The organism is Alkalispirochaeta americana (assembly GCF_900156105.1).
In the GTDB taxonomy this organism is placed as follows: Bacteria; Spirochaetota; Spirochaetia; order DSM-27196; family Alkalispirochaetaceae; genus Alkalispirochaeta; species Alkalispirochaeta americana.
On the sequence record NZ_FTMS01000002.1, the window covers coordinates 122,490 to 144,174 of the forward strand.

Genomic DNA, 21,685 nt, shown 5'->3' on the forward strand with positions numbered 1-21,685 from the left:
TCCTGCTCCGCTTCGATTGACATTCGATAAATCTTTTTCTATAGTCACCTTGACTGAAAAGCAAACCTGCATCAGGAGGAAAATATGAAAATTGCGATTAATGGATTTGGCCGTATCGGCCGGAACGTCTTCAAGATCGCCCTTGAGCGGGGCGTGGACGTTGTTGCTATCAACGATCTGACCGACACAAAAACTCTGGCCCACCTGCTGAAGTACGATTCCACTCAGGGAAAGTTCGACGGCACCGTTTCGTACGATGCTGAAAACCTCATCGTGAACGGAAAATCCTACAAGGTCTGTGCCGATCGGAACCCCAAGGATATTTCCTGGGGAGCCGCTCCGGACGTGGTGATCGAGTCCACCGGTGTCTTTGTAACCCGTGAGGGCGAGCGTGGTGGCTACGGCGATCACATCAAGAACGCCAAGTATCCTGCAAAAAAGGTCATTCTCTGTGTTCCTTCCAAGGACGCTATCGACCGCATGGTTGTACTCGGTGTAAACGACGATGATCTCAAGCCGGAAGACACCTGCGTATCCAACGCAAGCTGCACCACCAACTGTCTGGCCCCGATTGCCAAGGTTCTGGACGAGGAGTTCGGTATCGAGAGCGGTTTCATGACCACCGTTCACAGCTATACCAACGATCAGATGATGCTCGATGGTCCTCACAAGGATCTTCGTCGCGCCCGCAGCGGTGCCATGTCCATCATCCCCACCACCACCGGTGCAGCCCGGGCTGTGGGTAAGGTTCTGCCCGCGCTGAACGGCAAGCTCGACGGCGGTGCCATGCGTGTCCCCACTCCCACGGGATCCATCGTGGACCTGGTGGTAAACCTCAAGAAAGAGGCTACGGTAGAGCAGATCAATGCTGCAATGAAGAAAGCCGCCGAAGGCCCCATGAAGGGCATTCTGGAGTACACCGAGGATCCCATCGTGTCGGCGGACATCATCCACAACGAGCACAGCTCGATCTTCGATGCCCAGAGCACCATGGTGAACGGCAAGACGGCGAAAGTCTTCAGCTGGTACGATAACGAGTGGGGTTACTCCTGCCGCGTTGTCGAGCTCGCTCAGAAGCTCGTCTGATCCACAACACATCCTGGGCCCGGTTCCTGAGAGATCAGCCGGGCCCTTTTCATTTCTAGCACAACTGGTACATCCTGAAGGAGAAAACCATGGCATTACGTACCGTGAAAAACGCCGACCTGGCAGGGAAACGGGTTCTGATGCGGGCGGACTTCAACGTTCCCCTGAAAGACGGAGTGATAACCGACGATACGCGAATCACCGCCGCACTTCCCACAATCAAGTACATTCTTGAACAGGGAGCATCCCTGATTCTCATGAGCCACCTGGGACGGCCCAAAGGTGCCCGCGCACCGGAGTTTAGCCTCGCCCCGGTGGCAGCACGGCTGGGCGAGCTCCTGGGGACTCCTGTGACAATGGCCGATGATGTTATTGGCGATACTGTGACGAAACAGGCCCGGGCTCTTGAAGCCGGGCAGGTGATGCTCCTCGAGAACGTCCGTTTCTACAAGGAAGAGACCGGGAACGACCTGGATTTTGCAAAAAATCTGGCGGACCTGGGAGATGTCTTTGTGAACGACGCCTTCGGAACCGCTCATCGCGCCCATGCTTCTACCGAGGGAGTTACCCGCTTTCTGCCTTCCTGCGCCGGTCTTCTCATCGAGAAGGAGATTTCCTTCTTCCAGCCCGTCCTGGAGAGCCCCGAAAAGCCCATGGTGGCAGTCATCGGTGGAGCCAAGGTTTCTTCAAAGATCGCGGTCCTGGAAAGCCTGGTCCCCAACTGCGCTGCCATGATTATCGGCGGAGGTATGGCGTATACCTTCCTCAGGGCGCAAGGTCACGAGATCGGCAAGAGCCTGGTGGAAGAGGATTTTATCGATACCGCCAAAAGTTTTCTCGCGGCAGCCAAAGCCAAGGGAGTCCAGGTCATCCTTCCTCTTGATCATGTGGCGGCCGTCGAGTTCGACGCCGAAGCTGCGCCCCGTCAGATCGACGGCGTGGACTTGCCGGCTGATCTGATGGGCCTTGATATCGGACCCAAAACGATCGAAGCTTGCACCAGGGCGATTGGTACGGCAAAGACAATTGTCTGGAACGGCCCCATGGGGGTCTTCGAGTTTGAGGCCTTTGCCACGGGAACCCGGGTGGTGGCCGAAGCGATCGCCCAGTCCGGTGCCATTACCGTTGTTGGTGGCGGAGACAGCGTCGCTGCGGCCAACAAGTTCGGAATTGCTGACAAGTTGAGTCACGTCTCTACCGGCGGCGGCGCTTCTCTGGAGTTTCTGGAAGGCAAAACGCTTCCCGGAATCGTAGCTCTCCAAGACTGATTTTTCTGGCCGCACCGTATCCGCATTGCGGTGCGGTTTGCGGCCCGATACAACAGACTGACAAAAAAGGATTAACCCTATGCGAACACCTTTTATCGCAGGAAACTGGAAGATGCACATGAATCGGGCCGAAGCGGGTGCTCTGGCTCAGGCTATGAAAAACGAGCTTGCCGGCGTTCCCCACAAGCTGATGGTGGCTCCGCCCTTTACGGCTCTCGAGACGGTTGGGGCAGTTCTTCAGGGAAGCAATATTCTCCTGGGAGCTCAGAACATGGCGCCTGCTACCAGCGGAGCTCATACAGGCGAGATCTCTCCCCTGATGCTGAAGGACCTGGGCGTGTCTGTGGTTATTCTGGGCCATTCCGAGCGACGCCACAGCTACGGTGAAAGCGATGCCCTGATCAACCAGAAGGTTCATCTGGCCCTTCAGGAAGGTCTGGAAGTTATTCTCTGCGTGGGAGAGACTCTGGAAGAGCGTGAAGCCAACCGGGTCGATGAGGTTGTAGAGACCCAGATGAGGGAAGGCCTCAAGGGAATCACGGCAGATCAACTGGACAAGGTAACGATCGCCTATGAGCCCGTGTGGGCTATCGGAACGGGAAAAACAGCAACCCCCGACGACGCCGATGCGGTCCACAAGACAATCCGGGACTTCGTTGCCACCCTCTACGGAGCCGATGAAGCCGGGAAAATGGTCATTCAGTACGGTGGATCGGTAAAACCGGACAATGTTAAGGGCTTAATGGGCCGTGACAATATTGACGGAGCCCTTGTCGGTGGTGCATCCTTGAAGACGGAGACGTTTGTTCCCATAGCACAATTCGACAGGTGAGGTATTGATGGGGTTTCTTGGTATTCTTTTGATGATTATCTTCGTTGTGAGCGCTCTGCTGCTTATTCTGATCATTCTTGTTCAGGAAGAGGGCGGTGACGGTCTCGGCGGGATCTTTGGCGGAGGCGGAGCCTCTCAGGTGGGAAACCGGAGCGGAAATATTCTGACCCGGATTACCAGTATTCTGGCAACGCTCTTTCTGGTCAGCTCCCTGGGGCTTGCCTGGGTGAACCGCACCCCCGACGGGGGAGACGTGGAAGCTGCCGCCCGGCGGCTTGAGGCGCAGCGTGGGGATTCGGTCGAGTGGTGGGTTCTTGACGAAGAGTCAGCCCCTGCCGAGAGCGAGTAACAATCTGTGCGGGTAGCGGTAGTCTTTTTTGCCGGAGCGAAGAGGAACAAGGTACGGGACCTGGCTCAGGGAGTAGCTGATTCTCTGGAGCGACAGGGGCATGCCGTCACGCTGATCGACGGCGATCAGTCGCGGAATACCAAATTGACCGTCTACGATTATCTGGTCCTGGGTACATCGGTTACGTCCCCCTTTCGGGGGCGGATCGATTCCCGGATCGGGGAGTTCCTCTCTCAGGCGGGAAATCTTCTGGGAAAGAAAAGCTTTGCCTTCGTGGTCAACGCGCCCTTCGGGGCCCAGCGGGGACTTTCGCGTTTGATGGATTTCATGGAACGGGAGGGGCTCTTTCTCCGCTTTTCGGAAATTCTTCGCTCCCGGGAGGAGGCGGATCAGGTGGTTCGCCGCCTGAAAATCGACCGGTGAAAGAGTGACCGGTGAAGGATCACTATTCTGTCCTGGGCGTCTCGCCCGATGCAACGCCAAAGGAAGTTCGCCGGGCCTACCGCCGGGAGGTGAAGGCAGCCCACCCTGATCTGCACAACGGTGCAGTTCAGAGTGTGGAGCGCATCAAGGAGCTTGTCGCTGCCTGGGAGACCTTGGGCAATCCCCATCGACGGGCGGAGTACGACCGGCTGCGGGGATATTGCCGCCGGGAAGAGCGGCAGGAGTTCAATTACCCTGACTTTCTTCGCCAGCGACGGGATGACCCCCGATCGCAGGCTCGGCTGATTTTCTACGATCTGCTTCATGATAACCCCGAAGAGGCGCTCCAGATTTATAGTGTCTTTCTGGCCACGGGAGATTTTGACCTGGCCCGATATCTCGATCGGGAAGATTTCATGGATTGCGCGTTCCTTCTTGCTGAAGAATACGAAAGCCGTGAGGAGTATCTCCGGGCGTTTGAACTCTTCGCAGCGATCGTTCGGTTTGAGCAGCACAAGCCCTATTTCCGCCATTTTATGGCTGATGTCTTCGATCATCTTCGACACGTTCTGTGCTTTCGATTGCCTTCCATGGAGGATCCTGACACCGTTCTCTCCTGCCTCTATCAGGCTGTGGACTGGGATTTTTCCAGAAAAGACAGAGCCTTCCTCTACCGCATCGCGGCGGAGATGTGTCTCAAGAAAGCCGATCGCCGCGGGGCTCTGCGCAATGTGCAACGGGGCCTGTCGCTGGATCCCCGCCTGGCGGGTGTGAGAAAAATACAACAGGAATTAGGACTCTCGCATGCGCTCTGAAGGGGTTCCTGTGATATAGTGCCCTTCTGTTGCGCCTGATATGCTCAAGCCTGGATTGGCCCGAGTGCTTCCGGGTGCTCTGGTCTTGGCAAGGCTATACGTGGTAATGTGGAAGGTAAGGGTTTGTATGATACAAAAAATAGCGAAAAAGAGAAATAACAGGCTTGCTGGAGGGGGACTTTTTCTTCTCCTCACACTGGCTCTACTTGGAACGGCTGGTGTCCCTGAAGCGGCAGCCCAGATCCTGGATCGGCCCGTGGCAATCGTGCGGCTTACCAAAACGGTAAATATTGGCCAGCGGGAGATTCGGCAGCAGACGGAGCTTCTGGAGCGGCAGCTGGGCCGAACACTCTCCCGGGAAAACCGGGAAGAGGTTCTGGAGGCGCAGATCGGCGACGTCCTGATCCGCCAGGCCGCAGAGCGCGCCCAGATCCGGGTCACCGACGAGGAAGTGCAACAAGCTGTCCAGCTGCAACGGCAGCAACTGGACCGTCCCGTGAGCGAGTCCGACTTTCGTCGTCTGGTGCGTGATCAAATGGGAATGACCTGGGAAGCCTACCTGGAAGAGCTTCGCACCCGGCTGATTCAGGAGCGCTTCATCATGGAACGGGCCCGGGAATCCTTCGGAACCATCCCGGAACCCACCGCCCGCGAAATCCGCCAGGTCTACGAAGAAAACGCACAGCAGTTCACTAATCCTGCCATGGCCCGTTTCGAACATCTCTTTTTTGACCTGCGGAACCGTGACACTGCGGCGCAACAGGCAGCCAGAAGGCGGGCCGCCGAGATTTCCCGCAATATTGAGCGTGGCACGACTACCTTCCAGGCTCAGATGAGGGCTTCTCTGGATGATACCAGTTTTTCGGGGGGGGATTTTGGCTATCTCGTCCGGGGTGACGAAGAGGCCCGGCGTCGCCTGGGCCGCTCTTTTGTGGAAACCCTCCTGGATCTGGAAGAGGGTGACGTCTCGGGTGTGCTGGAAAGCAACGTGGGGCTCCACATTGTGCGGATCACCGACCGGCGCAGTCCCCGGTTGCTTCAGCTCGATGACCCGCTCCTGCCGGGAGAGACCATGACGGTTCGCGATCAGATCAGGGGATATATCCTCTCTCAACGCCAGCAGGACCTCTTTCAGGATTCGATCCAGACAACTCTGGAAGAACTGATGGAAGAGGCTGAAATTCGCCGTTTCCCCGAGCACTTGGACTGGTAGCTATGGCATCCAGAAGAAAGTCCCGGCGACTGGTGGTTCAGGCTCTCTACAGCTGGGATACAGGGGTCAGCGATCTCCCGGTGTTGCTGCAGTTTTCCTGGTCAGACCCTTCCCGTGAAGATGATCTCGCCTTTCCCCGGATGATTCTCCAGGGAACACTGGAGAATCTCGCCCCGGTGGATCAAGCGATTTCAGAACATCTTACCAACTGGGATATCGATCGGCTGGCCAAGGTTGATCTGGCGATTCTTCGAATGAGCACCTATTGTCTCATGTACCAGCCCGATCTTCCTGCCCAGATTACCATAGACGAGGCTGTGGAGCTTGCAAAAGAGCTATCCACGGACGAGGCCTACCGCTTTATTAACGGTGTTCTCGACGGTATCCGCCGGGATCTGCAGAGCAAGGGGTAGCAGTGCGGGGACTTTTCCGGGGTTCCCGGGGGTGGCGTCTGGTCTTTCTGGGCGCTGCACTTCTTCTGGCCCTGGGGTCGACGCTGGTTATAACCCGCTCCCTGACGAATCTCCGCCGAACCCGGGCGTTCGACCAGGCTTTGACACGGGCAGAGCGCCTGGACCGGGATGGACGCCACGACGAGACGTACCAGGAGGTCCTGCGCGAGGCGGCTCGCTTTGCCCGGTCATCCCGGGATTGGCACAAGCTCTTTCGCCTGGCCTGGCGGCAGCCGGAAGCTGAACGCTGGCGGACCCTGGATGATCTGGCAGCGGCGGCGGTTTCGTCCTTTCCCCGGGACCTGATCTGGCGAAAAATAGGAAGCTACGCAGCGGTCCGCCGGGGCGACTATCAGGGCGCACGGGAGTACCTGCGAATCCAGGGGCCTCTCGGAGAAGAACTTCAGATCCTTCAAATCCTCTCTGTCCTCGACCCCGATCGACCCGACCGGTCCCGGGCTGCTTTGCTGGAACTGGCCGATGATCATCCCGAAGCCCCGTTGATCAGGAGCGTCACCGGGGCTCTCGATGATCCTGCACCTTCCTCGCTGTGGAAGGCCTGGGAGGCCACGGGGGTAGCGGCCTTTGCCCGAAACAGTGCCCTTGCAGCAGCCGCGGCGGGGGATCTTTCCCGAGCCCGACGGGGAGCTGTGGCCTTTCGGGAGTTTGCACGCTCCCCCCAGGGAACCGTTCCTGTGGATCATCGGGCAGCGATCTTCCTCTCGGCCTGGCTTGGAGATGACACCTGGCTCTTCCGGGAGCTCCGGGCTCTTCCTCCCCGGGAAGCGGTGCTCCCGGGGATGCTCCTGATTCAAGCTGATGCCCATGCGCGGCAGGGCCAGATCGAGAAGGCTCTTGCGCTGTACCGGGAACTCCAGACGGTGGAGCCTGCCTTCTCTCCGATTCCTTTTCTGAACGAAGCGATTATTTTGGCCCGTCAGGGGAGATCCCGGCCCGATGCGGTTCTGGAACGGGGAAGCGCGTACCACGGCGAAAACCCTGACTACCGCTTTCTCTGGGCCTCGCTTCTGGCGGGTCGTGGTGAATGGCTTCGGGCAGGAGAGCTTCTGGCCACACTCGATGAACAGAAGCTCCGGGAGAATCCCCCCTTGTGGCTCCTTTCCCATCTGGCGCGATACCGTCTGACGGAATATCACCATGCAGATAGCGCAGGCAGAAGCACCGATGGGAAAAGATCTCTTTCCCTGGCTCCGCCGGAACGGCGGGAGAAGGAGCTCTGGAGCTATCTGAGTTGGCGTCCCGAAGCACTCGAGGTGGCGGGGGTTCTGGCTCGTCACCTGCTGCTCCGGGGCGATGCATCGGGGCTGGCGGAGTTGCGCCGGCGCTATGAACCACATCGGGCCTCCTGGGCAGCGGCGCTTCATCTCATCGAGTTTGGTGATCAGGGAGACCTGGCGCGGGCGCGGGCTGTGGTGCCGTACCTTTTTCCGGAGGTGGGCGATCGTGTGGTGCAGGCGGGAGAAACCGATGGTTCTGCCGGCGGGGGCATGACCGCCGGGAGAGACAGCGTCTCGGTCTGGGCGGCCCACTGGAACGAGTCGCTTTTTGCGCTCCGGCATTCTTCCCTTGAGGAAGCTCGCGAGGCGATTCAGCGCTTTCGCCGCTGGTTCGACGACGCGTCGATTCCCCCTGCGGTGCGTGGAGCGATTGAAGCCCGGATCCTGTTGCTCCAGGCAGAACAGGCCCGCCTGGAGGACCGCCCCAGGGACGCCCGTCGTCTGACAGACCGGGCAATCAGCCTAACTCCCGACGAGGAATCCCTTTACAGCTACCGCGCACTTCTTGCGCCCCGGGATTGAACGTGCTACGCTCCTCTTCGATGATTCGTATCAAGACAGCAAAAGAGATCGCCGGAATCCGTGCTTCCTGCCGACTCCTGGCAACGGTGCTGGAGAAAATTCAGCTTCAGGTGGTGCCGGGCATCTCCACAGGAGAACTGGACCTCATAGCCCAGCGAGAGATCCAGGCTCTGGGAGGACGACCTGCCTTTCTGGGGTATCAGGGGTTTCCCGGTGCGCTCTGCACCTCGGTGAACGACGAGGTGATTCACGGAATCCCCGGAGCACGTCGCCTGGTGGAAGGTGACGTGGTGAGCATCGATTGCGGCATAGACTACGAGGGTTTTTTTAGCGACTCCGCCGTGACAGTCCCGGTGGGTACTGTGGACCCTGCCGTGGAAGAGCTTCTCCGCGTGACCCGGGAAGCCCTGGAGCGAGGGATCGAGGCGGCCCGCCGGGGAAAACGGGTGAATGATATCTCCCGGGCCATCTACAAGACTGTGAAAGCCCACAATTACGGCGTGGTCCGGCCCTATTGTGGCCATGGGGTGGGTCTGGAGATTCACGAGGATCCCCAGATCCCGAATTACGTGGGACGGGGCCCAAATCCGCGGCTTCGGCCAGGCATGGTTATCGCCATCGAACCCATGGTGAACCTGGGTGTTGACGAGGTTGATCTGCTGGACGACGACTGGACGGTGGTTACGGAGGATCGGAAGGTCTCGGCCCATTTCGAGCATACCCTGGCGATCCTGCAGGAGGGCGTGGAGGTTCTCACCCGACGCCCCTCGGAGGACGTGCCGTCCCTGGAGAACGAGGCGGGTCTATGAAAATACACATTTCTCCCCGACGGCTCTTTGTGGCGAACCTGCTCCTGACGGGGCTTTTGCTGGGCCTGATCCTGGGGGCAGTGCTCTTCTCCTGTTCCACCAACGGAAACCGGGGAGGCGTGATCGCAGCCCGGGACCGGGATCGTCTGGCCCAGGCAGATCCCCAGGCGCTGCAGGAGAGTTTTCGCCTCGTGGCTCGTGTGGCCAGCCCTTCGGTGGTGCGAATCGACGTGGAAGAGGTCCGCACCAGGGCGATGCCCCAGGGAGACGATGCCCCCTGGTTCGATTTTTTCTTTGGCGATCCCTATCTGGAGGAAGAGAGCCACGACCAGGAGGGGGAGCGAAGTTTTCGTACCCAGGGCATTGGTTCGGGCGTAGTGGTGCGCCGCCAGGGCGATCTCTATTACGTTCTCACCAACGAACACGTGGTGGGACAGGCCGACCAGATAATTATTACGACCACCGACGATGAGGAATACACCGCCCGAATCGTGGGAACCGATACCCGCAAAGACCTGGCGCTCCTCTCCTTTACTGCTTCCCGGGAAATCCCTCTGGCTTCCCTGGGCGATTCCGATACCCTGCAGGTGGGCGACTGGGTTCTGGCAATTGGCAGCCCCTTCGGGTTTCAGTCCACCGTCACAGCCGGCATTGTGAGCGCTGTGAACCGGCGCGGTGGCCCTATCGGGAACATCAGCGATTTTATCCAGACCGATGCAGCTATTAACCGGGGCAACAGCGGCGGGGCCCTGGTGAACCTCCGGGGCGAGGTGGTGGGGATCAATACCTGGATCACCTCCCAAACAGGCGGAAGCATGGGGCTGGGTTTCTCCATACCGATCAATAATGTGGTGCGTGCGATCGATGACTTTATCGAGATCGGGGCGGTCCGCTACGGCTGGCTCGGAGTGAGTATCCGCTCTGTCACAGCGCAGGTTGCCGAATCCCTGGCTCTGCCGAACAGGCGGGGAGCGCTGGTTCATCACGTCTTCCGTGACTCTCCTGCCCAAAAAGGAGGTCTCCTGCCGGGAGATTTTGTGGTAGCCCTCAACGGCGTGCCTATCGGTGATTCGGACCAGCTGGTCCTGGAGGTGGGGGAGTTGCCCGTGGGAGAGGCAGCATCTTTCTCGGTGATTCGTTACGGCGAGGCTCTGGGGCTGGACGTTCTGATAGCCGAGCGCGAATCGGATCAGGAGATAGCCGAGTTGAACCGCAGGCTTTGGCCGGGATTTTCGGTGTATCCCCTCACCGAAGAGGTGCGCTCCGATCTCGACCTCTCCAGCGAGACCCGGGGGCTTCTGGTGAGCACCGTGGAGCGGCGAACACCGGCCGCTGCGGGAGGCCTCCGGGTGGGGGATATCCTTCTTGGTATAAATGGCCGGGAGACAACCTCCATGGTTGACTTCTATCGAGCGATCAATGAGGGCGGCCGCGAGGTTACCCTCTCACTCCTGCGTGACGACAAAACTGTCGAGATTGGAATTCAGCAATGAGCAGCAAGCAATTTATCTCCTACGATACGGTCAGGAACAACGCGATCGTTCTGGCCCAGCAGATTTGCAAGGAAGGGTTTATTCCCGATGTGATCTACGTGAGTCTCCGGGGCGGTGCCTACATGGGGAACGTGATCAGCGAGTACTTCAAGTTTGTCCGGCGAGGACAGCGGCCGGTCTTTTACGCCGCCGTGGTGGCTCGTTCCTACACCGATATCCGCGAGCAGGAGCGGGTCAGCGTGGACGGCTGGACCTACAGCCCCGAGCATCTGCGTTCGGGCGATCGAATCCTGGTGATCGACGATATTTTTGATACGGGTCGGACCGTGAATCATCTGGTGGAGGTGATCCTCCAGAAGGGTTTGCCCCGTTCCGATGTGAAGATCGCCGTTCACGATTACAAGATTCGCCACTACGTGGATGAAAAACAGCCGATCCAGCCCGATTACTACTGCCGGAAACACGAGATTCACTCACCCGAAGAGGATCACTGGATTCATTACTTGAGCCACGAGCTGGTGGGGCTTCTTCCCGAGGAGATAGACCGGCAGTACCCCGACGAGCGGGTTCGTGCCGTGCTCCACGGGTTGCCCTGAGGCAAGGCCTTCAGAAGATGAACAAAAAAAGACCGCCCCAAGAGGCGGTCTTTTTTTGTACCCCTTCGGCTCTTCGGGGGGGGCTATTCCCAGACCCAGGTGGGGGATGTTCCGGTGTTATAGCTGGAGGTGCTCCAGAGGCCGGTGTTATCGGTCAGGGCAAAGACCAGCCCTCCCAGTTCCATAAGTCCCGTCACGGCAGCCGAGGAGAGCTCTGCCGAGCCGTAACTCCGGCTGATATCGCGGCCCGAGGTCCAGCTGACTCCGGTGAAATCATCGCCGTCTATGGTTGGGCGGGCGTGGTAGTAGCCGTTGCGGTCCCAGCTGGGCTTCTCGTTGCTGATCGTTCCTGCCAGGAATATTCCTCGATCTGGAAGCCAGAGGAGGCTCGCGAAGGCCCTGCTGCGGGAGCCAAAGTAGGTTCCCCAGCTGTCCTTATCCCAGGTTCCTGGGTCATCAGCACCTGCCAGGTTCGGTGATTTATAGAGCCTGCCCGTGAGCGTCGCCGCCACGAGGAAGGTATTGTCATTGTGGGTTACCGGCTCCACGGCCCCCAGGTTTGCTGGCGGGGCTTTTATCTCCCTTATTTCTTTGATATCAGAAGTATCATCATTCAAGTCTGTTAAAGAGATCCACCAAAGGCCGTTTCTGGCGATCCAGAGGTAGTCATCCGCCAGAAAGGCCTTCCCTGGAGGGCGCGTGCTTGGGATCAGATCGTCCCCTGGATTTTCGTACCCGACAAAGCGGATGAGCCTGTTCTCAGGATCAGCCGCTTGCGGGTTCACTGCCAAGTAGCGTTGCTTCTTGTCACCCTCCTGTCGCATGGTGATGATCAGCGTGTCGGGCGTGTCGTCGCTGGAGCGGTCGATAGCGGCCACCCCCGTGAGTCTGGAGAGTTTCTTGTCTACATCGCTGGGAACAGGCAGATAAGAGCCGCTCCCGAGAATGGTCTCCCAGGACGAAAGTTCTCCCTCTAGATCCTCTGTGGCTTTCCGTAAAGTAGTATTCTTGCCATCCTTCGAGAGAATCACGTAGACCTCGTAGGCATCATCATCATTCTTAATCACTGCCACCGACGAGGCTTGCCTGTCTTTGGGGCTGACCCGGCGCCAGGTATTGCCGCTTATGGGGCGCCGGAAGAGCCCCGTGCCCGCCACGGCGTAGAAGTAGTCCTCCGAGGCGGCCATGCTGGCGATAAAGGTGTTATCCACCAGGTTGTTGGACCTGATCTTCACCTCCTGCTCGATATCGGCAAAGATCCCCGTCTCCCCCCGGGTGCAGCCGCCCAGAATCAGGATCAGGGCAGCCAGGAGCGCCCCGAGAGAAAGAACTCTGCGGCCCGCCATGAGGGAAAGGGCATGTCTCTTCTGTGTGGGATTGTTTATAGAGTGCATAAAGCGTCTTCTCCTAAAACCGGTAGAGAATGGACATGGTGGTGGACATAAAGTTCCCGAAACGATTGTCCTCGTTGTCGACATCCGACACGTGGTTGTAAAACTGGGGCACCCACCAATAGCGGAGATCCACCCCGAAGGCCCACTCGGGGTTCATGTTCCAGTAGGCCCCCACGCCGGGCATCACGATCGGATCAATCTTGAAAGCCCCGTCGAAGCGGCTGAAGTTCATCCCCGCCGCAATAGAGAGGGGGAACTCAAAGGGGTAGGCCCTGAAAAAATAGGTAAGCCGCATGGCCAGGGGAATCATGTACAGGGCGTTCCGGTTGGGCGTATAGGCGAACATTCCCCCCAGCTCTCCCCCCAGGGCGATCTCGTTGGTGAGAAACCCGCTCCACATGAGGTGGCCTGTTCCGCCCAGGGTCAAGTTGGCGTCCTTGATTCCATCGGGGCCGCCGGCAAAAAAGAGGGGAATAAACAACCCCAGGTTCATGGAGATCATCTGGTCCCCGCGCCCGTAGGTGGGCTGAAAGTCTTCGTCTTCATCCTGGGCACAGGCCGAACCGAGAGGTCCCAACGCGGTCAGGGCTGCGGTCAGGACCAGAGCGAGAGCCCACTGTGGCTGTCTTTGTCGACTGGTAAAAATCACAGTCCGATACTATCACGCAGAAAAGACCCTGACAACACGGGGCGTTTCCGCTACAATAGGCCGATCATGAAAGCACAGATCATAGACGGCAAAAAGATCGCCGCCGACATTCGCCAGGAGCTGGAACCCCGCGTGGCGGCCCTGACAGCCCGGGGAAGCAAGCCGGGGCTCGCTGTGGTTCTTGTGGGAGACGATCCGGCAAGCCTCTCCTACGTGACCGCCAAGGAGCGGGATTGCGAGAAGATCGGTATTGGCAGTTTCGATCTCCGCCTTCCCCGGGAAACCACTCAGGAAGAGCTCCTTGCGCTGGTGGATCGTCTGAACAATGACGATCAGGTGGACGGAATACTGGTCCAGCTTCCGCTGCCCGATCACATAGACGCCGATTGCGTGCTCCAGCGCATCGACCCTGCAAAAGATGTGGACGGGTTTCACCCCCTCTCGTTGGGCAGGATGCTCTTGGGGCTTCCGGCCCTCCTTCCTTGTACACCCCAGGGTGTGGTGGAAATGCTCCAGCGTTCGGGTCACGACCCGGCAGGAAAAGAGGTGGTGATCATTGGCCGCAGCAACATTGTGGGCAAGCCCCTCTCGGTGCTTCTGGCGCTCAAACGTCCCGGAGGAAACGCCACCGTAACGGTCTGCCATTCCCGAACCCGCGATATCGCCCGCCTTACGGCAGGGGCCGATATCGTGATAGCCGCCATGGGTTCTCCCGAGTTCCTCACGGCTGACATGATCAAACCGGGAGCGGTGGTGATCGATGTGGGCGTGAACCGGGTAGAGGACCCCCAGGCAAAGCGTGGGTACCGTCTGGTGGGAGACGCTGCGTATCAGGATCTTCTGGAGAAAGCCTCGGCTATTACTCCCGTTCCCGGGGGCGTGGGCCCCATGACGCGGACCATGCTTCTCCACAACACCGTCTGTGCTGCCGAGGCACGGCGGGCCACGGGGACATCCTGAGTGGTAGACGTCCAGAACCAGAATGACACCCGCCGCATTCCCCTCCAGAAAGTAGGCGTCCGAAACATCTCGCACCCCGTGACGGTTCTGGACAGGGATCACCGAACGCAGCACACCGTGGCTGATCTGGCCCTCTACGCAAGCCTCCCCCACGACTACAAGGGAACCCACATGAGCCGCTTCGTTGAAGTCTTTCAACGCTACGCCGGGGAGATCCGCATGCCCCGGTTCCTGGACATGCTCCAGGAGGTGCGGCAGTATCTGGATGCGGAGAGAGCCTTCGGGGAGCTTCATTTTCCCTATTTCATGGAAAAACAAGCTCCCGTGAGCCGGCAGCCCAGCCTGATGAATTACCGTTGCGGCTTCAGCGGCAGTGTGAGTGCCCAGGGACGGCAATTTTTTGTTTCCGTGGCTGTTCCGGTGACTACCCTCTGTCCCTGCAGCCGCGAGATCAGCTCCCGGGGGGCTCACAACCAGCGGGGCACCTGTACCGTCACGGCCGAGGTGCAGGATTTCTTCTGGATGGAAGACCTGATCGAGCTGATCGAATCCTGCGCATCGGCGGGACTCTACACCCTCTTGAAACGGGTGGACGAAAAGTTTGTTACGGAACAGGCCTACGATCATCCGGTATTTGTGGAAGATCTGGTCCGGGAGGTTACCACCGCTGTGGAAGAGCGGTTCCGGTTTCCCTGGTTCTGCGTAGAGGCGCTGAACCAGGAAAGTATTCACAACCACGACGCCTACGCGTATGTAGAGCGCGGGCGTCCGCCCCTGGAGAAACCCCATGAATCTTAATCGTGTTACAACCGTTACCGATCGCGTCCCCCTGAAGACTGCCTTGATCAGCGTGGCCGACAAGGAGGGGCTCGAAGCCTTTGTGGAGGGACTCTGGCAGGAGATCCCCGATCTGGTGATCTATTCCACGGGGGGCACCTTCACGCTCCTTCAAAAACTGGCGCGGGACCGGGACCCCGGCCTGGTGAGATCCATCACGGAGTATACGGGGCAGCCCGAAATGCAGGGGGGCCTGGTGAAAACCCTGGACTATCGGGTCTACCTGAGCCTTCTCAGCGAATCTCACAACGAGGACCATCAGGCCGACCTGGCCCGAACCGGATCGGTCCCCTTCGATCTCACGGTCTGCTCCCTCTATCCCTTTGAGGAAACCGCTGCCCGGGAGGGAGTAACCCTGGAAGACCTTCGTACCCATATCGATATCGGGGGGCCCACCATGCTCCGGGCCTCGGCAAAGAACTTCCTTCGGGTTCTTCCGGTCTGCAGTGCCCGGGATTATCCCCTGGTGCTTCAGGAGCTCCGTCAAGGCCAGGGAACGACATCGCTGAAGTTTCGTCTGGCCCAGGCAGTAAAGGTTTTTTCCTGTACAGCTCGCTACGAAGCGGCTATCGCCCGGGAACTGGCCCGGGCGGCCGATGCAGGAGACCTGGCATCGCTCTATACGGACCAGTCCTGTACCGACATTTCCCCCAAGGAGGCGTGACCATGAGCCGCAGTATGTATCGTACCATCAATACCGACGGGTTCCCCGAGGATCTGGAAATATCCTTCGGGTCCGGCTCGGAGCGACAGACTCTCTCCTACCGCAAGGTGACATGGGATGTTGCCGGTGAGCGCCAGGGGTTGCGTTATGGCGAGAATCCCGATCAGCAGGCAGCTCTCTACCGCCCGGTGAACGGAAACCTTGTCCTGGGCCAGGTGCACCAGATAGCCCCGGGTCGAGGGCTTGCCTCGGAGGTGGATTTGCTGCAAAGCGGGAAGCACCCCGGCAAGATCAATATCACCGATGTGGACGCAGCGCTGAACATCCTTCGCTACTTTACCGATCGTCCTGCCTGTGTGATTGTAAAACACAACAATCCCAGCGGGGTTGCTCTGGGAAGCTCCCTGGCCGAGGCGTACCAGCGGGCCCTCATGGCAGATCGGATAGCTGCTTTTGGAGGAGCCGTAGCCCTGAACGGCGAGGTGGATCGGGAGACGGCCCAGGCGATCGCCGCATACTACGCCGAGGTAGTGGTGGCCCCCGAGTTCAGCGCCGGAGCGCTGGAGGTCTTCGCAACAAAAAAGAACCTTCGGGTGCTCCGGGTAGGAAACATGGCTCGTCTTCAGGAGTACGTGGGAGACCGGTTTGTTGATTTCAAGAGCCTCATCGATGGGGGGCTGGTGGCGCAGTGGTCCTTTGTACCCAAACTCATGCCCGACGAAGAACTTCTTCCTGCCCGGGCCGAGCACCAGGGAACCTCCTACAGGATCGAACGAGAGCCCACCGAGGCAGAGCGCCGGGACATGCGCTTCGGGTGGCTTGTAGAAAGCGGAGTTACCAGCAATTCCGTAATATACGTAAAAGATGAGGCCACCGTGGCTATCGGCACAGGCGAGCAGGATCGGGTAGGCGTTGCCCGGATCGCCCGGGAAAAGGCCTGCTGGAAACTGGCCGACCGGTTGTGCCTGGAGGAAACGGGGAAGGGGATCGAGGAGCTTGCTTCGCCTGAGGAACAGGAGCCCTTTCATCGGGCCGCCAGGGAACAGCAGGGAGGACTGCCGGGGTCTACCATGATCTCCGACGCCTTCTTCCCCTTCCGCGATGGCGCTGAGGTGGGGCTGCGCGAAGGGGTCTCGGCGATCCTCCAGCCCGGAGGAGCCCTGCGGGACCACGAAGTGATAGAAGCGTGCAACCACTTCGGCGCCACCATGGTCTTCACGGGACAGCGAAGTTTCCGTCACTGATTAGGCACGCCCCCCGGAAGAATCCCCCCAGGGTCAGAAGGCCCGGGGGATTCTGTGATATACTGAAGCAACGGAAGGAATCGTCTATGCCCTGGAAACTGTTACTGTATCTTGTCCTCCTGGGATGTGTTCTTGCCTTTGTCGGGCTCAATCTGGATCATACTGCTGACATCTCCCTGGGATTTGTTCTGTATCAGGATGTCCCGGTCTTTTTGAGCCTCTTCTTTGCGTTTTTTCTCGGTGTTGTCCTTACCATTCCGGCTGTGATGTTCACCACATCCCGCAAAACCAGGGACAGGAGCGAGCGTCGCCGGGAGCGGCAGGAGCAGCGGGAAATCCGGAACCAGAAGAAAGCCCTCACGGCATCTCGCAAGGAGGAGCGCCGTCAGGCCAGGGAAGCGGCCAAGGCAGCGAAGACTGCAAAGAAGCGCAGTCTGCCGGGGGGGTCATGACCGTAGCGGGATCGGGCAGAACAGCCGGCACCATCAGGATCGGTCCAGAAGGGCGGTTCCCCTGGAGGCGGTGCGCCTTTGTGGGACTTGTCCTGATTTTGTCCCATCTGGCTCATCCGGGAGTGGATGCCCGGGAACGCTCATCCTGGTCTGAGACCCTTCAGGCCATTCTTGAGAGAGCGTCATCCCTGGAAGAGGCTCTGGAGCCCCTGAAGGACCGCCTTGCCGGGATAGACGATCCCCGGGAGAAGGGCCAGGCCCTGTTCGAGACAGCTCAGGTCTACGAGCTCTCTCACCGCTTTTCCAGTGCCGCCCGATGGTATCGGGAGGCCTTGGAGCGCATTCCCGATTTCGCCGAGGCTGCCCTGCGCTACGGAGGGGTCTTGCTGGAGCTGGGCGAGGCCGAGAGCGCGATTCAGATTCTTTCCCGGATGATAGCCTCTTCGGAAGACCGCAGTCTCCAGCGGGCAGGGGCCATCTTGCGCGGCAGGGCCTATTTTCTGGCCGGCGATACCGAAACAGCCCTGGCTCATGCGATCGCCCTGGCCGATCAGAAAAACGAGCCCGAAGCACTTTTCCTTTTGTTCGACATCGCCAGAGTTCTTGAGGATGCGGAGCTTCTGGAACGAAGTCGCCGGGACCTGGCTGAACACTTTGGACTCTCTCCCGAAGACCGCCTTGTCGATTCTCGCGGGGGCAGGAGGTCAGTCGTGGCGGCTCCCTTGCCGAGCCGTATCTTTCAGGAGGGTTCTGCAGGCTTTTCCATGGCCGATCGTCGCCCGGAACCAGGTGCTCCCGGGGACGCCCCTCCCGGGGAAGACCGGCCTGCCGGGGAAAAACCGGAGGAGGGCCGTGCTGCTTCGCCACTGATGGGTATCCAGACAGGAAGCTTCCGGGATCGTGAGAACGCATCGTACATGTTGCGGGACATCACTGCCCTGGGGTTTTCGGGAACCATAGAGACCGCCGAGACCGGATCCGGCCGGTTTTACCGGGTGATCGTCACTCTCCCCGAGGGATACCTCCCGGCTGATGCCCAGGAAACAGTGGTGGCCCTCAAGGAAGAAGGCATAGAGGGCTTCCTGGTCTTCAAACCCTGATCCCCTGGTTCCCTGATTCGCTTCTCTTGCTCTTGACTCTTTCCTCTTGATCTTGCTCGCTTGAGCAGTTGCTCAGCTTGCTTCCTCCAGGAATTCCTCCACCTGTTCCAGGACCACCGGAGCGGCTCCTGTCTCAACCAGACCGTCCACGGTAAAAACGACTGGCGTCATGTGAATTCTCCGAACCACTCTGTCTTCGGAGCGCTCTTCGCTGTATTCCAGGCGATAGCGCTGGTTGAACGATCCGTTCACCCTGGAAGCGGTCCGTTCCCCGGTTTCGGGAGACAGCACATCGGCAGAGGCGTCTCCCGTGGCTTCGACAATCTTGAGTTCCAGCAGGGGACTCCCGGGTTGCATCAGGTTAAATCCTCCTCGCCAGTCAAAGCGGTCCGATCGGAAGCGAAAATGGGGTGCGTCAAAGAGGATCTCCTGGTGGTTCTCGTTTCGGTAGACCCCCTGGAGTATGAAGTCCGGCCGGGAGACCCGGTGGTTTCGGACCGTGCCCTCCTGGATGCCGGGGGTCATCCGCTGGTACTGGCCATTCCAGTATTCAGCGCCATCCACGTTAATTCGGATGGTATCGGTCCCCAGGACGGTTACAGCGATCTGTCTTCTCACGGTACGAAGTACGGCATTGCGCAGATTCATAAGGAGCCCCGGACCGCTCTGGTAGATTGCTTTATACGAGTTCACCCATTCGTATTGCTCCTGAGCGTCGGAGTGAAAGAGGCTTACCCGCTGGTTTGCCGTATCAAAAAAAGCAAGCTCCGCCGGGGAACCAGCCGCGCTTTCGGTGCTGCGAAACCAGGGGCCGCTCAGAAATTGCTCCATTCCCGCCGTATCCGCATCGTAGAGTTCGCGTAGTTGGGCCTGTTCCGCCTGCACTCCCGGCAGTTCCTCCTGATGGGCCAGGTGATACTGCCCGGACTCAGCGTTCCATCGGTATTCGGACCGAATCAGATCGTGAGGATCTTCGGTTTGGTCATTTCTTTGAAAGAGAAGAATAGGAAAGCTCTCGCCCGTGCTCTGGAGTGTCCGGTAGGCGTCGGAACGGCGACGATCGGCGATTTCGATGCTTCCGTCGGTGGTGCCGCTGAAGATTTCCCGAAACAGAAGGTCTCTCTGGCCACGTTCCCGTGGCTCCTGACGAAAGACGTTTATGGTCTGCTTGCCTGCCGGATCAATGCCTGTTCCAATAATCTCCTCCTGGTGGTCGCCCGTCAGATCCATGGTGGATACCGAGAAAGAGCGCATACCCGTGGCCTCGGTCACCCCTTCCCAGGATACGCGATAGATGTTCCTCAGAGGATCAAAGATTGCCACCAGGAGTCGCACCCGGTCCGAAGGATCGTCCCGCCGTTTTACCACCACAATCTGCTCATCGGGCTCGCTCATGGTGAGACTCACATTGTGGGTTGAAATCAGCAGGTATTCGTCGGAGAGGTTTACCCGGAGCCCCACGTCTTCATCTTCGGTTTGGATGGAAACAGCCCGGGTTTCTTCCCTGGCCAGGATAATGCCCGGTGCTGCGCCCGGGAGCGTTACCTCGGTGCGGTGGGGGATGGCCGAGGACTCTTGAACTTCGGTACAGGAAAAAAGTGCAAGGCCCCCAAGAAGGCAGAGGGCCAGGGGGAAAAGAGTTGTTTCTTTCACCGCTCCATTGTGCCACACCTGCCTTCCCGTGGACAACGGTCCCAAACCGGGAAGAACGATTTCACCCTGTGGACAACGGCTCCGTTTTTTTGCATAGTAGTGTATGGACGCTTTAAACAATACCGGGCGGACCCCCATGTTCGCCGAAAAGTACAGCTACGACGATGTTCTTCTGCAACCCGGCTTTTCCTCGGTCGTGCCCGGGGATACCGATACCGGGGTATCTCTCACTCCCGGAATACATCTGAATATTCCCATCATGGCCGCTGCCATGGATACCGTTACGGAACAGGACCTGGCAATTGCCCTGGCTCTTGAGGGTGGTGTGGGAGTAATCCATCGAAACATGCCTCCCGAAGAGCAGGTTCGCCAGGTAAGTGCGGTAAAACGCCACCTGAACTGGATCATTGAGAACCCCGTCACAGTAGGTCCCAGGCAGACCATCGGAGAAATCCGGGAGATCGTCGACTTCTACTGCATCTCCGGACTTCCCGTGATCGAGGGCGAGCGTCTTGTGGGAATCATCACCAGCCGCGACCTGCGCTTTGCTCCCGATAACACGCAACTGGTGGAAGAGGTCATGACCAGAGACCCTGTTGTGGAAGTGGGGCGCCCCTCTCTTGCCAGTGCAAAAGCCAAGTTCAACCAGCACAAGATCGAGAAACTCCCCGTGGTGGACGAAGAGGGGCATCTTACGGGGCTGATCACGGTGAAAGACATGGAAAAGCACAGCCTTTTCCCTCAGGCGGCAACAGACGCTTCGGGAAAACTTCTGGTTGGCGCTGCCGTGGCCCCCTCCGATGTGGAGACTCGCCTGGGACCGCTTTTCGAGGCCCGGGTTGATTTTGTGGTAGTCGATACTGCTCACGGTGATTCCCAAAACGTGGTGGATACGATCAAACTCATAAAAAGCCGTCATCCTGAACTTCCTGTAGTGGGTGGCAACGTGGCCACCGGTGCCGGAACCCGGCGTCTCATTGAGGCCGGAGCAGACATTATCAAAGTTGGAGTGGGGCCTGGCTCCATCTGTACCACCCGAATAGTTGCCGGAATTGGCGTTCCCCAGCTTTCTGCTGTGATGGACGCCGTGGAGGTGGCCCGGGAGTACAATGTCCCCGTCATTGCCGACGGTGGAGTGAAGTATTCCGGTGATATCACCAAGGCGATCGCCGGCGGCGCCCATGTGGTGATGGTGGGAGGGCTTTTTGCAGGGCTCAAGGAGTCTCCGGGCAAGGAGTTTCTCTACGAGGGCAGGATCTTCAAGGCCTATCGAGGCATGGGATCTGTGGCAGCCATGAAAAAGGGCGGGGCCGACCGCTATAATGTGGCCGAGGGTGAAGAGCCAGTTCCGGAAGGTGTGGAAGGACGGGTTCCCTACAAGGGAGAACTCAAGCCCTACCTGCACCAGCTCGTTACGGGACTCCGAAAGGGAATGGGCTATTGCGGATGTGCCGACCTGATGCAATTGCGGGAATATCGGAACTTCGTTAAGATTACCGCTGCTGGCCTGGCGGAGAGTCACGTCCACGATGTTTCCATGACTCGCCAGCCGGAAAATTATTCCCGGAGTTGACAA

General features: G+C 58.8%; 22 protein-coding genes. 19 read left to right on the forward strand and 3 right to left on the reverse strand.

Annotated elements, in window-relative coordinates; genetic code table 11:
• Nucleotides 1–84: 84 nt before the first annotated feature.
• From gap to BW950_RS02260, 12 genes are all read left to right on the forward strand, one after another.
• Nucleotides 85–1,086, forward strand: coding sequence for a type I glyceraldehyde-3-phosphate dehydrogenase (gene gap / locus BW950_RS02205; protein ID WP_076487656.1), 1,002 nt, complete (start codon nt 85–87; stop codon nt 1,084–1,086).
• A gap of 89 nt (nt 1,087–1,175) precedes the next feature.
• Nucleotides 1,176–2,354 (forward strand): phosphoglycerate kinase, encoded by a 1,179-nt coding sequence (locus BW950_RS02210; RefSeq protein ID WP_076487657.1) that lies wholly within the window; start codon nt 1,176–1,178, stop codon nt 2,352–2,354.
• A 79-nt stretch (nt 2,355–2,433) separates the two neighbouring features.
• Complete coding sequence (tpiA, locus tag BW950_RS02215) at nt 2,434–3,186, forward strand: triose-phosphate isomerase (protein WP_076487658.1); 753 nt, start codon at nt 2,434–2,436, stop codon at nt 3,184–3,186.
• 7 nt (nt 3,187–3,193) lie between these two features.
• A complete protein-coding gene (gene secG / locus BW950_RS02220; protein WP_076487659.1) occupies nt 3,194–3,535 on the forward strand; it encodes a preprotein translocase subunit SecG in 342 nt (113 codons plus the stop codon).
• A 6-nt stretch (nt 3,536–3,541) separates the two neighbouring features.
• The gene (locus tag BW950_RS02225) at nt 3,542–3,958 is read left to right on the forward strand and encodes a flavodoxin family protein (protein WP_076487660.1); all 417 of its coding nucleotides are present in this window, start codon (nt 3,542–3,544) and stop codon (nt 3,956–3,958) included.
• Nucleotides 3,959–3,969: 11 nt separating this feature from the next.
• Nucleotides 3,970–4,773 carry a J domain-containing protein gene (locus BW950_RS02230; protein ID WP_076487661.1) on the forward strand — a complete coding sequence of 268 codons (804 nt, stop codon included), beginning with the start codon at nt 3,970–3,972 and terminating at the stop codon, nt 4,771–4,773.
• A gap of 127 nt (nt 4,774–4,900) precedes the next feature.
• Nucleotides 4,901–5,986, forward strand: a complete 1,086-nt coding sequence (locus BW950_RS02235; protein ID WP_076487662.1) for a peptidyl-prolyl cis-trans isomerase — start codon at nt 4,901–4,903, stop codon at nt 5,984–5,986.
• 2 nt (nt 5,987–5,988) lie between these two features.
• Nucleotides 5,989–6,399 carry a transcription antitermination factor NusB gene (nusB, locus tag BW950_RS02240; RefSeq protein ID WP_076487663.1) on the forward strand — a complete coding sequence of 137 codons (411 nt, stop codon included), beginning with the start codon at nt 5,989–5,991 and terminating at the stop codon, nt 6,397–6,399.
• A gap of 2 nt (nt 6,400–6,401) precedes the next feature.
• Nucleotides 6,402–8,258, forward strand: coding sequence for a hypothetical protein (locus BW950_RS02245; protein ID WP_076487664.1), 1,857 nt, complete (start codon nt 6,402–6,404; stop codon nt 8,256–8,258).
• 20 nt (nt 8,259–8,278) lie between these two features.
• Complete coding sequence (gene map / locus BW950_RS02250; protein ID WP_076487665.1) at nt 8,279–9,067, forward strand: type I methionyl aminopeptidase; 789 nt, start codon at nt 8,279–8,281, stop codon at nt 9,065–9,067.
• On the forward strand, nt 9,064–10,560 hold the full coding sequence (locus BW950_RS02255; RefSeq protein WP_076487666.1) for a Do family serine endopeptidase: 1,497 nt from the start codon (nt 9,064–9,066) through the stop codon (nt 10,558–10,560). The genes map and BW950_RS02255 overlap by 4 nt, the downstream gene beginning before the upstream one ends.
• A complete protein-coding gene (locus BW950_RS02260; protein ID WP_076487667.1) occupies nt 10,557–11,156 on the forward strand; it encodes a phosphoribosyltransferase in 600 nt (199 codons plus the stop codon). The genes BW950_RS02255 and BW950_RS02260 overlap by 4 nt, the downstream gene beginning before the upstream one ends.
• A gap of 83 nt (nt 11,157–11,239) precedes the next feature.
• Here the strand turns inward: BW950_RS02260 and BW950_RS02265 are convergent, their stop codons facing one another.
• Both BW950_RS02265 and BW950_RS02270 read right to left on the reverse strand, forming a co-directional pair.
• Nucleotides 11,240–12,550, reverse strand: coding sequence for a hypothetical protein (locus BW950_RS02265; protein ID WP_076487668.1), 1,311 nt, complete (start codon nt 12,548–12,550; stop codon nt 11,240–11,242).
• A 13-nt stretch (nt 12,551–12,563) separates the two neighbouring features.
• On the reverse strand, nt 12,564–13,199 hold the full coding sequence (locus tag BW950_RS02270; RefSeq protein WP_076487669.1) for a TP0733 family outer membrane beta-barrel protein: 636 nt from the start codon (nt 13,197–13,199) through the stop codon (nt 12,564–12,566).
• Nucleotides 13,200–13,265: 66 nt separating this feature from the next.
• Here BW950_RS02270 and folD point away from each other — a divergent pair, with 66 nt between their 5' ends.
• From folD to BW950_RS02300, 6 genes are all read left to right on the forward strand, one after another.
• On the forward strand, nt 13,266–14,159 hold the full coding sequence (folD, locus tag BW950_RS02275; RefSeq protein ID WP_076487670.1) for a bifunctional methylenetetrahydrofolate dehydrogenase/methenyltetrahydrofolate cyclohydrolase FolD: 894 nt from the start codon (nt 13,266–13,268) through the stop codon (nt 14,157–14,159).
• Nucleotides 14,160–14,957: a GTP cyclohydrolase FolE2 gene (gene folE2 / locus BW950_RS02280; protein WP_076487671.1), complete on the forward strand. Its 798-nt coding sequence runs from the start codon at nt 14,160–14,162 to the stop codon at nt 14,955–14,957. It begins immediately after the preceding gene.
• Entirely contained in the window at nt 14,947–15,660 is a 714-nt protein-coding gene (locus BW950_RS02285) for a hypothetical protein (protein WP_076487672.1), read from the forward strand. Before folE2 ends, BW950_RS02285 begins: the two co-directional genes overlap by 11 nt.
• A gap of 2 nt (nt 15,661–15,662) precedes the next feature.
• Nucleotides 15,663–16,904, forward strand: a complete 1,242-nt coding sequence (locus BW950_RS02290; RefSeq protein ID WP_076487673.1) for an IMP cyclohydrolase — start codon at nt 15,663–15,665, stop codon at nt 16,902–16,904.
• A gap of 86 nt (nt 16,905–16,990) precedes the next feature.
• Nucleotides 16,991–17,356 (forward strand): hypothetical protein, encoded by a 366-nt coding sequence (locus BW950_RS02295; RefSeq protein ID WP_076487674.1) that lies wholly within the window; start codon nt 16,991–16,993, stop codon nt 17,354–17,356.
• A complete protein-coding gene (locus BW950_RS02300; RefSeq protein ID WP_076487675.1) occupies nt 17,353–18,456 on the forward strand; it encodes a tetratricopeptide repeat protein in 1,104 nt (367 codons plus the stop codon). The genes BW950_RS02295 and BW950_RS02300 overlap by 4 nt, the downstream gene beginning before the upstream one ends.
• Before the next feature lie 72 nt (nt 18,457–18,528).
• Here the strand turns inward: BW950_RS02300 and BW950_RS02305 are convergent, their stop codons facing one another.
• Nucleotides 18,529–20,109 carry a pallilysin-related adhesin gene (locus BW950_RS02305; RefSeq protein WP_076487676.1) on the reverse strand — a complete coding sequence of 527 codons (1,581 nt, stop codon included), beginning with the start codon at nt 20,107–20,109 and terminating at the stop codon, nt 18,529–18,531.
• A gap of 136 nt (nt 20,110–20,245) precedes the next feature.
• Here BW950_RS02305 and guaB point away from each other — a divergent pair, with 136 nt between their 5' ends.
• Nucleotides 20,246–21,682: an IMP dehydrogenase gene (gene guaB, locus BW950_RS02310; protein ID WP_076487677.1), complete on the forward strand. Its 1,437-nt coding sequence runs from the start codon at nt 20,246–20,248 to the stop codon at nt 21,680–21,682.
• Nucleotides 21,683–21,685: the final 3 nt, after the last annotated feature.

Coding starts and splice junctions, on each gene's coding strand:
- BW950_RS02235 (WP_076487662.1), top strand. CDS start 4,901: ATGATACAAAAAATAGCGAAAAAGAGAAATAACAGGCTTGCTGGAGGG.
- BW950_RS02285 (WP_076487672.1), top strand. CDS start 14,947: ATGAATCTTAATCGTGTTACAACCGTTACCGATCGCGTCCCCCTGAAG.
- guaB (WP_076487677.1), top strand. CDS start 20,246: ATGTTCGCCGAAAAGTACAGCTACGACGATGTTCTTCTGCAACCCGGC.
- nusB (WP_076487663.1), top strand. CDS start 5,989: ATGGCATCCAGAAGAAAGTCCCGGCGACTGGTGGTTCAGGCTCTCTAC.
- gap (WP_076487656.1), top strand. CDS start 85: ATGAAAATTGCGATTAATGGATTTGGCCGTATCGGCCGGAACGTCTTC.
- tpiA (WP_076487658.1), top strand. CDS start 2,434: ATGCGAACACCTTTTATCGCAGGAAACTGGAAGATGCACATGAATCGG.
- BW950_RS02265 (WP_076487668.1), bottom strand. CDS start 12,550: ATGCACTCTATAAACAATCCCACACAGAAGAGACATGCCCTTTCCCTC.
- BW950_RS02210 (WP_076487657.1), top strand. CDS start 1,176: ATGGCATTACGTACCGTGAAAAACGCCGACCTGGCAGGGAAACGGGTT.
- BW950_RS02295 (WP_076487674.1), top strand. CDS start 16,991: ATGCCCTGGAAACTGTTACTGTATCTTGTCCTCCTGGGATGTGTTCTT.
- BW950_RS02300 (WP_076487675.1), top strand. CDS start 17,353: ATGACCGTAGCGGGATCGGGCAGAACAGCCGGCACCATCAGGATCGGT.
- BW950_RS02255 (WP_076487666.1), top strand. CDS start 9,064: ATGAAAATACACATTTCTCCCCGACGGCTCTTTGTGGCGAACCTGCTC.
- BW950_RS02260 (WP_076487667.1), top strand. CDS start 10,557: ATGAGCAGCAAGCAATTTATCTCCTACGATACGGTCAGGAACAACGCG.
- secG (WP_076487659.1), top strand. CDS start 3,194: ATGGGGTTTCTTGGTATTCTTTTGATGATTATCTTCGTTGTGAGCGCT.
- folD (WP_076487670.1), top strand. CDS start 13,266: ATGAAAGCACAGATCATAGACGGCAAAAAGATCGCCGCCGACATTCGC.
- BW950_RS02290 (WP_076487673.1), top strand. CDS start 15,663: ATGAGCCGCAGTATGTATCGTACCATCAATACCGACGGGTTCCCCGAG.
- map (WP_076487665.1), top strand. CDS start 8,279: ATGATTCGTATCAAGACAGCAAAAGAGATCGCCGGAATCCGTGCTTCC.